Origin of the sequence: Chryseobacterium vaccae (assembly GCF_009602705.1) — a bacterium.
GTDB classification, from domain to species: domain Bacteria; phylum Bacteroidota; class Bacteroidia; order Flavobacteriales; family Weeksellaceae; genus Chryseobacterium; species Chryseobacterium vaccae.
This window is the reverse complement of the sequence record NZ_VSWH01000001.1, coordinates 797,979-810,586: the sequence shown is the minus strand read 5'-3', so window position 1 is coordinate 810,586 and position 12,608 is coordinate 797,979. Positions and strand designations below refer to the sequence as shown.

The window sequence follows — 12,608 nt, the reverse complement described above, 5'->3', positions numbered from 1 at the left end:
ATATGAAGAAAATATTGTACACATCCCTGCTTATTGTGGCGGTTTCCTGCGGAAAAGTTTCTCCAAAAGGAACCATTGAAAAGAAAGATGTGGAAGTTTCAGAATTTGTAAATCTGGATCTTGAAGGGAAATTCCGTGTATTTTATGCCAGAGGGCCTAAGAATTTTGTAGAGATAGAAACCTATCCTAACGTAGCCTCCAATTTAGATGTGGATGTGAAAGATAAAACGCTTTCCATCAAAGAGAAGAGAGGTACAAAAGGGGTAGATTTTTATAACGTAACCATTTATTCAAAATATAACCTTGAAAAAGTAGCCGTTTCAGACTCTGTTGAAATGAATATTTCAAGCGAAATTAAGACCGATAACTTCAGACTTAATCTGAAAAATAACGCTACATTTATGGGATCGGTGAATACAAGAAGAGCAGAAGTGGAGATGCACAACAGAAGCAGGGCCAACTTTCTTGGTCTGACTAAGGAAGCAGTGATAAAAATTTCCGATACCGCAAGCTTAATCGCTCCTTACTGGAAAATCACGAATCTGAACATCGACTCTAAAAACGGAAACTATGCTGAGGTGAATGTAAAAGATTCGTTAAAAGGACATATTCAGAACACCGCAAAGTTTATCTATTATAACAATCCGATCAGAGCATTTAAAATTGATAAGTCAACCCGAGTAGAAAATAAAAAATTAGAGTAATAAAGACAGGAAGAGGGAAGCTGGGAGATGGAAGAATAGATTAAAATACAAATTGATGAGTTTCAAATTTGAGAAATTGGTGATTTGGCAGAAGTCAATGAATTTTGCAGAACAGATTTTTAGTTTGACTTTGAACTTTCCCAAAGATGAAATTTTTAATCTGGCATCACAAATACGAAGAGCATCTGATTCTATTGCACTTAATATTTCTGAAGGCAGTATTTTGCAGTCGAACAAAGAATTTAAAAAATTTCTCGGTTATTCTATCCGTTCTCTAGCTGAAACCGTAACATGTCTGTATAAAGCAAAAAATAGAAAATATATTTCATAAGAAGAATTTGATAAAATGTATAACGAATGTTATAATTTAATGAATCAGATTATAGCATTCAGAAATCAACTTAAAGATTAGATAATAATAGAAGGTCTGGGTAATTGCTCGTTCTTCATTAATTAAAAATAAAATAATAAAACAAAGCTGTGGATTTGAATTGTGGGATAAACAAACTTCCATCCTCCAGCTTCCAAACTTAAATACACATATGACAACATTAGAAAAGGCGAAACTTTGGTTAAGCGATACATTCGATAAAGAAACAAGAGAGGCGGTACAGCTGTTAATTGACAGCAATTCTCCGGATCTGGAAGATTCTTTCTACAGAGAACTGGAATTCGGAACAGGAGGAATGAGAGGAATTATGGGAGTAGGAACCAACCGCTTAAACAAATATACATTAGGTCAGGCAACTCAGGGACTGGCAAACTATATGCTGGCTCAGTTTAAAGGCGAAGAGATTAAAGTAGCCATTGCCTATGATGTACGTAATAATTCAAAAGAATTCGGAAAACTGGTTGCAGATGTTTTAACGGCAAACGGAATCAAAGTCCTGCTTTTCAAAGAGCACAGACCAACCCCGGAACTTTCCTTTACTGTACGTGATAAAAAATGTAACGGAGGAATTGTACTGACAGCTTCTCACAACCCACCTGAATACAACGGTTATAAAGTATACTGGAATGACGGGGCACAGATTGTTCCGCCTAATGATGAAGCCATTATCAATGAAGTATATTCCGTGAAATTTGACGAAATTAAATTCAACGGAAATGACGACCTGATCGAATGGATCGGAGAGGAGCAGGATGATGTGTACATCGATGCCTGTATAGAAAATTCCACGTATCAGAACGTAGGAAAAGAAAACTTAAACATTGTTTTCACCTCCATCCACGGAACAACCTATACAACCATTCCTAAAGCCCTGGAAAAAGCAGGATTTAAAAAGATTGATCTGGTAAGAGAACAGATGATCCCAAGCGGAAATTTCCCTACCGTAGATTCTCCGAACCCGGAAGAACCGGCTGCACTGGAAATGGCGATGGACCTTGCAAGAATTACCAATGGAGATATTGTAATCGGAACAGATCCGGACGGAGACCGACTTGGAATTGCCGTAAGAAACCTTGATGGTGAAATGCAGCTGCTGAACGGAAACCAGACCAACACCATTCTTACGTATTACATTCTGAACGAATGGAGAAAGCAGGGAAGAATTACCGGAAAAGAATTCATTGGCTCTACCATTGTAACGTCCGATATTTTCTTTGATATTGCCCAAAAGTTTGGCGTAGAATGCAAAGTGGGACTTACAGGATTCAAATGGATCGGGAAAATGATCCGTGAAGCAGAAGGAACTCAGAAATTTGTCTGCGGAGGCGAAGAAAGCTTCGGATTCATGACCGGAGACTTTGTTCGTGATAAAGACTCTTGTGGAAGTATCCTTTTAGCCTGTGAAATCGCTGCCTGGTGTAAAGCCAACGGGAAAACAATGTACCAATACATGATCGAGATTTACAAAGATCTGGGAATGTATTACGAAGGACTGATCAATATCGTAAGAAAAGGAAAAGAAGGGGCTGAAGAAATTCAGAATATGATGAAAAACTTCCGTGAAAATCCTCCGAAAGAGCTTGCAGGCTCATTGGTAGAGGAAATCAAGGACTTTAAAGAGCAGACCAGTTTCAGTGTTTCTAACAATGAAATAAAAGTAATGAATGATATTCCGAAGTCCAATGTATTGATTTACTATACACAGGATGGAACAAAAGTCTGCGTAAGGCCTTCCGGAACCGAACCGAAAATTAAATTTTATGTGTCGGTGAAAGACTCCATTACTTCAGAAGCAGATTTCATAGATAAATTAAAATCATTGGAAGCGAAGATCGGAGCCGTTAAAACAGATTTAAAACTGGATTAACAGATTATGATAAAACAAATTATAGCAGTTTGTATACTGTCTGTGGCTGTAGTTTCCTGTAAAAAGGAAGCTGCAGTTTCTGATGTAAAGCCGGCAAACGATTCAATTGTTAAAACTGAAGCCAAAGAAGATCAGTATAAACCAATTGATACGGCATGTTCTCCTTCCCATAAAACGGAAGATTACATCACTGCTCTTCAATGGTATCGTACTAAGATTGAAAAAGAGCTTGCAGCGAACACTCCGGAACAAAATGATAAAACATATGAAGATTTTGTTCAGATAAGAGAAAAGTATACAGAATGTCTAAGTACTTTGCACAGTGATATTTTAGACAAGTATGTCAATTATTACAACTACGATAAAGATCAATATAATCTTCCGGACAATGTAAAGAAAGTGGCTGCTGAACTGAAAAAAGTAGGCCTTGAATTCAGGGAAGTAGGAGAAGGAATAACCGAGATCTGGACCATTCCCGGATATTATCCTCCTATTTTTAAGGGAAAAGTAACCCCGGATTATGAACTGTATATTACTCAGACTGCAAAAGAAAGCGAAAGCAATTATGCCGCAGATGCCGGGCTGATCATTACTTGGGAAGAACTAGGAGAGAGGTTGATATTCTGGGAGAATTTTATTAATAAATATCCTAAAAGTAAGCTTTTAAAAACAGTAAAGCAGGACTATAATAATTATCTGGACGATTATCTTTTCGGTATGGATAATACAATGACCTACGAAAGCGCAGACGGAAAACTATACGATGAAAACATAAAGGAATTCAAAAGGATCATAAAAAAATATCCGAATTCCAACACGGCAAAAAAAGCTAAGGAACTAATGGCCCTTTTTGAGGCACAGATGCCAGTGGATCAGATACGTGAGAAAATGGATGTATAAAGACAATATTAGTAAATTTTAAATAAAAATAAAGTGAAAGTTTCAAAATTAGCGGCGAACCTGATTGGTTCAGAAATTGTAAAAATTGGTAATGAAGTAAATGATTTAAAGGCAAAAGGAGCAGAAATAGCCAATCTTACTATTGGTGACCTGAATTCTAATATCTATCCTATTCCAGCCCTGCTGAAGGAAGAGATTCAGAAAGCTTATCAGAATAATCTGACGAATTATCCGCCTGCCAACGGACTTTTATCTTTAAGAAAAGAAGTTTCAAAAGACCTGAAAAGCAGATGGAATCTGGATTACGCACCGAATGATATCCTTATCACTGCAGGATCAAGACCGTTGATCTACGCTGTTTACAAAACCATTGTAGATGAAGGAGACAAAGTAGTATATCCAACTCCGTCATGGAACAACAACCACTATGCTTACCTTACTTCCGCCAATGCCGTAGAAGTAAAAACAAAGCCTGAAACCAACTTCCTTCCGACAGCAGATGATTTGAGACCGCATTTGGATGGAGCAGTTCTTTTAGCCCTTTGTTCTCCATTGAACCCTACAGGAACCATGTTTACAAGAGAGCAGCTTTCAGAAATCTGTGAGCTGGTGATCGCTGAAAACAAAAAAAGAGGAGCAGACGAAAAACCTTTATACTTAATGTATGACCAGATCTATTCCAACCTTACTTTTGGAGCAGAACACGTAGATCCGGTTTCTCTTTTCCCTGAAATGAAGGAATATACCATATATATTGACGGAATCTCAAAATGTCTTGCTGCAACAGGAGTACGTGTAGGATGGGGATTCGGTCCTGCGCATATCATTGATAAGATGAAAGCGCTTCTAACACACGTTGGAGCCTGGGCACCAAAACCTGAGCAGGAAGCAACTGCAAAATTCTATGAAAACCCTGAAAATGTAAACGTATTCGTAGAAGATTTTAAAGCAAAGCTGGAAGACAGCTTAAAAGTTCTTCACGGTGGAATCCAGGATTTAAAAGCCAAAGGACTTACCGTAGACAGTATTGAACCGATGGGAGCCCTTTATCTTACTATTAAATTAGACTATATCGGAAAAACAAAACCGGACGGATCTGTCATTGAAAACTCATCTGATCTTGTATTTTACCTGATCAATGATGCAGGAGTGGCTTTAGTTCCGTTCTCAGCTTTCGGAGAAGAAAAATCAGAACCTTGGTTCCGTGCTTCTGTTGGAGGACTTGCCATTGATGAGATCAAAGTAATGCTTCCGAAACTGGAAAACGCATTGAATAATCTTAAATAAATCTCCCTATACAACAGTGTAATAGTTTATTAAGAATTGCTACACTGTTGTATTGCTATATTGTTACATTAAACGATGAATTACCTTAGAAAAGGTTTTATTATACTCGCAGGAATCCTTTTGATCTCTTGTAAAAAAGAAAATTATGTGCTTTATTCTGTTGATAATGCATGCGATTCAGTAGTGATCAACCAGACAGGACGTAACAAGTATCAGTTTATAACCAAAGGCAGGACATTTGATGGCCGGATTATTAAAGATAAAGACAGTGTGAGAATAATGGAACTGGATAGAGGCCCCAATTCAAAACTCAACAAACTTATTCTGAAAAATGAACGTGCTTATTATCCGGGAATGATAGACGTAGATTATTTTATCGTCAAAAAAACCGGTGAAAAAGATATCACTCTTTCTGATTCAAAATGGGCATTATTGAAGCACTGCGGAAGTAGTATGGAATCCTTTAAAAAGTTTAGATTCAATAAAAAGGAGCATGTATTTGAATTTGACAGGGGATATACTTATGTCTTTACTTATAAAACAAAAGATTCCCTACATTATAAGCTCTACTTAAAAACAATTATAACGGAAGATCTTGAAACTGAGAGAAAAATGGTTTATGATCCGGATTTCGTTTCAGCAGAAGTACAGCTTATTGCATCCAATATCGTTAGAGCTCAGTTTTACGGTATGAAAGTAAAAGACAGTACGCTGGTTTATCCTTTTGATTACAAGTCTGATAAGCCTCAGAATGTATATTTTTATAAGTATGAAAAATAATTAAAATACTTGAATTTTGTTAACAACAAAACTGAAGTATTTTTATAAAAAACTGACAATTAGAAGAATATGAAAATAATCGCTGTTATTCCTGCAAGATATGAAGCCAGCCGCTTTCCGGGGAAATTGATGCAGAAATTAGGTGAAAGAACTGTGATCACCACAACCTATCAGAATGTTGTAGAGACAGGGTTATTTGATGAGGTTTTTGTAGCCACAGACTCCGAAATTATTTTTGATGAGATTGTAAAAAACGGTGGAAAAGCCGTAATGACGGGTCAGCATGAAACAGGAAGCGACCGTATTGCAGAAGCCGTACAGAACATTGATTGTGATATTGTGATCAATGTACAGGGAGACGAGCCTTTCCTGAAGCTGGAACCATTAAAACAGCTGATCGGAGTTTTTCATGAAGATCATAATCAGGAAATTTCACTGGCATCTCTAAAAATAAAGCTTACAGAAAAGGAAGAAATCGAAAACCCGAATAACGTAAAAGTAATTACCGATAATAATGGTTTTGCCCTTTATTTCAGCCGTTCTGCTATTCCCTTTCATAGGGAAGTTTCTTATAAGGTAGATTACTTCAAGCATATCGGAGTCTACGCTTTCAGGAAACATGCGCTGCTTCAGTTCTCAAAACTGGAAATGAAGCCTCTGGAAATATCAGAAAAAATTGAATGCATCCGCTACCTGGAATACGGAATGAAGATCAAAATGATAGAAACCAATTTTGTAGGCGTAGGAATCGATACTCCGGAAGACCTGGAAAAAGCAAGGAAATTAATCTGAAAATAAGGAAATTCACTGGTTCTCTGATGTAAAATTCATTTCTCAGGCTTCTTCATCTTTGCTTTTTCAACCAATTCCTCTTATATTTGGATAGATAAATAAGGGTATTGGTGAAGAACTTATTTTTAATAGGAATATTATTTTGCCTTTCAGGTGTAAAAGGTCAGAATCTGAATGATAAAAAATTTTATGCTCAAATCAGACACAGCTGCATAGCGACAACGAACGGAGCATTGGACAGATACACCTTTATCGTTCTGGAATTCAAAAATAATAAACTCTATCCATCTTATTTGGAAATACCATCTAAAAAAGAAACCAAAGAAGGACCAGTAAACTATAGATTTGAAAATAAAATATTATATCTTGCAAAGCCAATGGAGCTGGATGAAGATCCTGGATTGATTTTTAAGTACGATAACGGGAATCTCGTACCTCAAAAGAAAAAAGGAGAGCTGGGTTTAGTGTTCAGACCTTCTTTACATTACTATTTTAAAAAAAATAAATGAAAAAAATAATATATTTAGTTCTTTTAATCGTTACAACTTCACTGTATTCTCAGACCGCAAAGGAAATTATAGATAAAAATATAGAGCTTTCCGGAGGACTAACGAACTGGAAGCTTTTAAATTCAGTAATGCTGCAGGGAAAAGTTGTTCTAGGAATCAAAGATGAATATCCCATAAAAATATACCAGCAGCGCCCGAATCTTACCAAAACGGTGATCACCATTAACGGAAAAGATACAGCGATTGAAGGCTTTGACGGGACGAAAGGTTATGCTATGAATTATGCTGCCAATAAGCTGCAGGAATACGCAGAATATGTGCCGGAAAGTTTTGATAATGACTTTATAGACTGGGAAAGCAAAGGTTTTGAAGCGAAATATCTCGGAAAAGAAAAAGTAGGAGAGATCTACTGCCATAAAGTAGAGTTAACGAAAAACGTAAATAAGAACTTTTACTATTTCGATACTAAAACTTATATGCTCTTAAAGGAGATTAAAAAAGATGAAACCCTTGTATATGCTGACTATAAAAAAGTAGGTAATCTTCTGATGCCTTTTAAAATAGAATCATCAAGTACTAAAAAAGACGGAGACTATGTAATGCTGTTGAACAGAATAGACGTTAACAAAGTATTTCCTGCGAATATTTTTAAGTTTTAACAGAAGAAAAATAACGCAGCATGGCTGCTTAAAATCGATAAAAATGAAAAAGATGTTCTTGCTGCTGCTTTCTTTTGTGGCATTTTTACAAAACTGTACCAACCAGAAAAGTGAAATTTCTCAAGCTAAAACCAAAGAACTTATGGGAAAAACAATATATGATTTCAAGGTAGAAAGCCTTGACGGAAACGAAATCAATTTTGCAGATTTCAAAGGAAAAAAGATCCTTATTGTGAACACAGCTTCAGAGTGTGGGTTTACACCGCAGTATGCTGATCTGGAGAAAGTATATGAAGAACATAAAGACAAACTGGTAATTGTAGGTTTTCCAGCCAACAATTTTGGAGGCCAGGAACCGGGAACCAATACTGAAATCGGGACTTTCTGCCAGAAAAATTATGGAGTAACATTCCCGATGGCTGCAAAAGTTTCCGTAAAAGGAGATGATACCGCACCGATCTTTAAATATCTTACGGAAAAAGAACTTAACGGGATAAAAAACACCACGATCCTTTGGAATTTCACCAAATTCCTTGTCGATGAAAATGGAAAACTGGTAGATACCTTCGTAAGTACGACAAAACCTACAGACGAAGCCATTACAAAACATCTGAAATAACAGAAAACAATAAACACTTAGTTTATCAATTTTGACTCCGCTCAGTATGACAGCCCAATGATACAGGGCGTATTAGAAATATCATACTGAACGGAGTTAAATATTTCAGAACCAGGTTCACTAAGCATCTTTGAAATACAACTCCTTTGTATTACTTTGCTAAGTTATGCTCTTGTCCTTAAAAAAATCTAAGCAATTTTAACGTGAGACTTTAAATATGATGGCTTATAAAACTTCCATCCTCTCTCTTCCAGCTTCCAACCCATAACATTATTCCACCTTCTTCTCTGCAAAGCAAAAAATATTTCCCAGCTTAATACTGGAATACCCATTACTCTTTATTTTTGAGGAATTAATCATTGCTTTAGCTAAAATATCGGTAGGAAGCGGTTTCTGGCTTTCCAGAAGACCTAATTTATTGGCAAATTTAATAATCCTGCTGCCGAGCACTTCACCCGTCCTTTCCGAATCTTTCCGTTCAAGCATTCCGGGTTTGAAAATAGTGATCTTGGTAAAATGGAGTTGTTTTACAGCTTCTTCCAGCTCTCCTTTCATTTTAGAATAAAAAATCTTAGATTCCGGGCTGGCTCCATAAGCTGAAACAAGAATATAATCTTCCACTTCATTCTCTTTAGCAGCTTTGGCAAACTCATATTGATAGCCAAAATCTACTTTCCGTTGCGCTTCTTTACTTCCGGCAGCCTTTAATGTAGTTCCTAAACAGGAAAATGCAACATCACCTTTAACCTGATCTTTCCATTCTTCAGGATTTTCAAAATTTACAACATGTACTTTTAGTTTGTCATCCTGAATATCAATAGGTTTTCTGACAAAAACATCAACTTCCTCAAAATCTTTGTCATTGAGCAATTGATTGACTAAATCTTTTCCTGTAGCACCTGTGGCACCGATTACTAAAGCTTTCATAACAATTGGGTTTGATGAAACGATATTTTCTTTCTTAAATTTACTAAATTTGAATTAATAAAAGGCCAAAAGAAACGGTAAATATCAGTTACCACTCATTATATATTACTCATAGCTAATTACCCATTACTCATAAATAAAATATGGATGCCAACGAAATTCTGGATTACTGTCTTGCCAAAAAAGGGGTTACAGAAACATTTCCTTTTGACAACGAAACACTTGTTATGAAAGTAGGAACCAAAATGTTCTTACTGATGCCCTTGGAAAAACAACCTTTGAATATTAATGTGAAAACAGACCCTGAATGGAGTGCAGAACTCCGTGAACAGTATCCACAAATTACAGGAGCATTTCATATGAATAAAACCCATTGGAATTCTGTGATGACAGACGGCCTGAAGAGAGATCTGGTATTTAAAATGATAGATCAGTCCTATGATTTAGTATTTAATTCGCTGACGAAAAAAGCAAAAGAGGAGATACTGAAGAGCTAAATGGTAAAAAAATCAAGGATTTTGCTTACCAGAGAAAAAAAAATAAAGACCTATAAAACTAAAATCCACCTCATATTGGACTGCCCCCAAAAAGTTAGACACTTTTTAGGGGCATTTTTTTATGTATAGAAAAGAAAAATTTAGCGTTGCTTTCAAATTAGAATGTATTAATCTTCACAAAAACTCTTATCGTTCGATTGAATCTATAGCAACAGAGAAAGGATTTAATGAAAGCAATCTGCGCAAATGGATTGGTTTTTATAACAAGTACGTAATCTCGGGGCTACAACCGAGAAAAAACAAGAGCTATTCCCTGAATTTTAAGGTTAAAGTTCTAAAAGCCATCGAAACAGAACATATCTCCCAAAGGGAAGCATGTATCCGATTCGATATCGCAGCTCAGTCTAGCGTGTTGAATTGGCAAAGGGATTACGAAAAAAGTGGTATTTTAGGGTTAAAGAACAAACCCAAAGGAAGACCCTGCATTATGAGTGATCACAAGCGTAAGAAAAGAAAGTCCGATAAGCCATTGACCAGAGAAGAAGAACTTTTATTGGAAAACGAAAGGCTTCGAGCTGAAATTGATTTTCTAAAAAAGTTAGACGCCTTAACTCTCAAAAAGAACAAGCAGAGGCCATCGAAGGATTAAGGCGAAAATATGACCTGTCACTCCTGCTGGATTGTACAGGTATGGCCAGAAGCAGTTTCTATTACCATCAGAAAGCTCTTGATAAAAAAGATAAATATGGAGAAGTAAAAACTTTGATAAAACAGATTTATCATAGGCATAAAGGCCGGTTTGGATACCGTCGTATTACTTTGATTATGAAACAGCAAGGAATTGTAATTAATCATAAAACGGTCTTAAGACTGATGAAGACCCTAGGATTGAAAAGTATCGTTAGGGTTAAAAAATACAGATCTTACCGGGGAGAGCAAGGCAGGATAGCACCAAATATTCTGGAGAGGAACTTTAAGGCAGATCAGCCAAACAGAAAATGGGCCACTGATGTGACAGAATTTAACGTCTCGGGCAGTAAATTGTATCTTTCGCCGATAATTGATCTTTACAATGGCGAGATTATCAGTTACGATCTCTCGGAAAGGCCTGCCTTTGCACAGGTTGTAAATATGCTCAAAAAAGGGCTCAGAAAAATCAAGAATACTGAAAACCTCATTATCCACTCTGATCAAGGCTGGCAATATCAGATGAAAGCCTATCAGCATCTGTTAAAAGAAAAAGGCATTATCCAAAGTATGTCCCGCAAAGGAAACTGCCTGGATAATGCGGTAATAGAAAACTTCTTTGGAACTTTAAAATCTGAAATGTTCTATACTAAGAAATTTAAAACCATTGATGAGCTCAAAAAAGAAATAAAGAAGTATATCAATTACTACAATAACGACAGGATAAGACTTAATCTAAAAGGAAAGAGTCCGGTACAGTACCGAACTCTTTCATATAATAATATTGTTTAATTTTGTCTAAACTTTTGGGTGCAGTCTATATGAAGTGGATTATTCTGTTATCATTTTATGATTAAAAGTGTTAAAACTTAAACACTTCCGTCAGCCTTTTATCTTCATCCAGTCTCTCAATTAGTTTTTCAAGACCTTCAAATTTAATCTCATCGTGCAGAAAATCTCTGAATTTTACCGTGATCTTTTCATCATAAATATCATCATCAAAATCAAGAATATAAACTTCAACGGTTAGTTTTTCTCCGTTTACCGTAGGATTGGTGCCAATACTTAACATTCCCTTGTGTTGTTGGCCTTTTACTTCAACTTCAACAACATAAGCTCCCTTTTTAGGAAGAAGTTTAAGAGATTCTGTTTCAATATTAGCAGTAGGATACCCAATGGTTCTTCCGATTTTCTTTCCATGAACCACCGTTCCCGAAACAGAGTAGGAGTATCCCAGCATTTCATTGGCTTCCTTTATATTTCCGGCCAGAAGTGCATTGCGGACCTTCGTAGAACTGATATTATTCTCATGAATATTGATGGCTTCCATCTGTTCAACTTCAAAATCTAGCTCTTTAGACAGTTTTTGAAGAAGCTCAAAGTTTCCGCTTTTATTTTTTCCGAAGGAATGATCGTAGCCGATGATGAGATATTTTACATTTAATTTTTCGATCAGAATCTGGCGGACAAATTCTTCGCCGGTAAGATTTCTGAACTCTTCATCAAATTCTTTCAAAAATAAATGATCAATGCCATATTTTTCAACCAGCTGCTTCTTTTCTTCAAGGGTGTTGAGAAGTTTAAGATCTTCATTAGGGTTGAAAACAAAACGCGGATGCGGCCAAAAAGTAAGGACAGCGGTTTCCAGATTGTTTTCTTTACCTGATTTTATAAGTTCATCAATGATGCTTTTATGTCCCAGATGTACCCCGTCAAACATTCCTAAAGACAGCGCTAGAGGCCTTTGAGAAGAGTAATCTTTAAAATTTTTGAACACTTTCAAAACGGAAAAAATTTTGACTGCAAATATAAAACCTTTATTTTGAATAAGACGAGTTTTAAAGAAGCGATGTTAGGATGCGATAAAATTAATTTGAAATTTTAAAAAGGGATCATTCACATTCAACTTTCCCGTGTTGTCAGCATTCTGCAATCAGTCTATAACAATAAAAAAACTTTCTAATTTTTCCAAACTTATCCCAATCCCAA

15 protein-coding genes are annotated in these 12,608 nt (G+C 36.2%); 13 read left to right on the top strand and 2 right to left on the bottom strand.

Going from position 1 to position 12,608, the window contains the following annotated elements; genetic code table 11:
• Window positions 1–2: 2 nt before the first annotated feature.
• The 10 genes from FW768_RS03680 (at window position 3) to FW768_RS03635 (ending at window position 8,508) form a co-directional block, all read left to right on the top strand.
• On the top strand, window positions 3–704 hold the full coding sequence (locus FW768_RS03680; RefSeq protein WP_153392528.1) for a GIN domain-containing protein: 702 nt from the start codon (window positions 3–5) through the stop codon (window positions 702–704).
• A gap of 55 nt (window positions 705–759) precedes the next feature.
• Window positions 760–1,035, top strand: coding sequence for a four helix bundle protein (locus FW768_RS03675; protein WP_231128628.1), 276 nt, complete (start codon window positions 760–762; stop codon window positions 1,033–1,035).
• A gap of 211 nt (window positions 1,036–1,246) precedes the next feature.
• Window positions 1,247–2,962, top strand: coding sequence for a phospho-sugar mutase (locus tag FW768_RS03670; protein WP_153392525.1), 1,716 nt, complete (start codon window positions 1,247–1,249; stop codon window positions 2,960–2,962).
• A 6-nt stretch (window positions 2,963–2,968) separates the two neighbouring features.
• Entirely contained in the window at window positions 2,969–3,862 is an 894-nt protein-coding gene (locus tag FW768_RS03665; protein ID WP_153392522.1) for an outer membrane protein assembly factor BamD, read from the top strand.
• Between the two features lie 33 nt (window positions 3,863–3,895).
• Window positions 3,896–5,149, top strand: a complete 1,254-nt coding sequence (locus FW768_RS03660) for a pyridoxal phosphate-dependent aminotransferase (protein ID WP_153392504.1) — start codon at window positions 3,896–3,898, stop codon at window positions 5,147–5,149.
• A gap of 75 nt (window positions 5,150–5,224) precedes the next feature.
• Window positions 5,225–5,929, top strand: a complete 705-nt coding sequence (locus tag FW768_RS03655) for a hypothetical protein (RefSeq protein WP_153392501.1) — start codon at window positions 5,225–5,227, stop codon at window positions 5,927–5,929.
• A gap of 69 nt (window positions 5,930–5,998) precedes the next feature.
• Window positions 5,999–6,721, top strand: coding sequence for a 3-deoxy-manno-octulosonate cytidylyltransferase (gene kdsB / locus FW768_RS03650; protein WP_153392498.1), 723 nt, complete (start codon window positions 5,999–6,001; stop codon window positions 6,719–6,721).
• A gap of 110 nt (window positions 6,722–6,831) precedes the next feature.
• A complete protein-coding gene (locus FW768_RS03645) occupies window positions 6,832–7,230 on the top strand; it encodes a hypothetical protein (RefSeq protein ID WP_153392495.1) in 399 nt (132 codons plus the stop codon).
• Window positions 7,227–7,889, top strand: coding sequence for a histidine kinase (locus tag FW768_RS03640; RefSeq protein ID WP_153392492.1), 663 nt, complete (start codon window positions 7,227–7,229; stop codon window positions 7,887–7,889). The genes FW768_RS03645 and FW768_RS03640 overlap by 4 nt, the downstream gene beginning before the upstream one ends.
• 43 nt (window positions 7,890–7,932) lie before the next feature.
• Entirely contained in the window at window positions 7,933–8,508 is a 576-nt protein-coding gene (locus tag FW768_RS03635) for a glutathione peroxidase (RefSeq protein WP_153392489.1), read from the top strand.
• Window positions 8,509–8,778: 270 nt separating this feature from the next.
• Here the strand turns inward: FW768_RS03635 and FW768_RS03630 are convergent, their stop codons facing one another.
• Window positions 8,779–9,435, bottom strand: coding sequence for an NAD(P)H-binding protein (locus FW768_RS03630; RefSeq protein ID WP_153392486.1), 657 nt, complete (start codon window positions 9,433–9,435; stop codon window positions 8,779–8,781).
• Window positions 9,436–9,578: 143 nt separating this feature from the next.
• On the opposite strand from FW768_RS03630, the gene FW768_RS03625 reads away from it, so the two are divergent.
• The 3 genes from FW768_RS03625 (at window position 9,579) to FW768_RS03615 (ending at window position 11,411) form a co-directional block, all read left to right on the top strand.
• Window positions 9,579–9,932, top strand: coding sequence for an MmcQ/YjbR family DNA-binding protein (locus FW768_RS03625; protein WP_153392483.1), 354 nt, complete (start codon window positions 9,579–9,581; stop codon window positions 9,930–9,932).
• A 121-nt stretch (window positions 9,933–10,053) separates the two neighbouring features.
• Entirely contained in the window at window positions 10,054–10,581 is a 528-nt protein-coding gene (locus tag FW768_RS03620; protein WP_153392342.1) for a helix-turn-helix domain-containing protein, read from the top strand.
• A complete protein-coding gene (locus FW768_RS03615; RefSeq protein WP_153392340.1) occupies window positions 10,569–11,411 on the top strand; it encodes an IS3 family transposase in 843 nt (280 codons plus the stop codon). The genes FW768_RS03620 and FW768_RS03615 overlap by 13 nt, the downstream gene beginning before the upstream one ends.
• Window positions 11,412–11,481: 70 nt before the next feature.
• On the opposite strand, the gene FW768_RS03610 is transcribed toward FW768_RS03615, so the two are convergent.
• A complete protein-coding gene (locus FW768_RS03610) occupies window positions 11,482–12,402 on the bottom strand; it encodes a bifunctional riboflavin kinase/FAD synthetase (protein WP_153392480.1) in 921 nt (306 codons plus the stop codon).
• Between the last annotated feature and the right edge of the window lie 206 nt (window positions 12,403–12,608).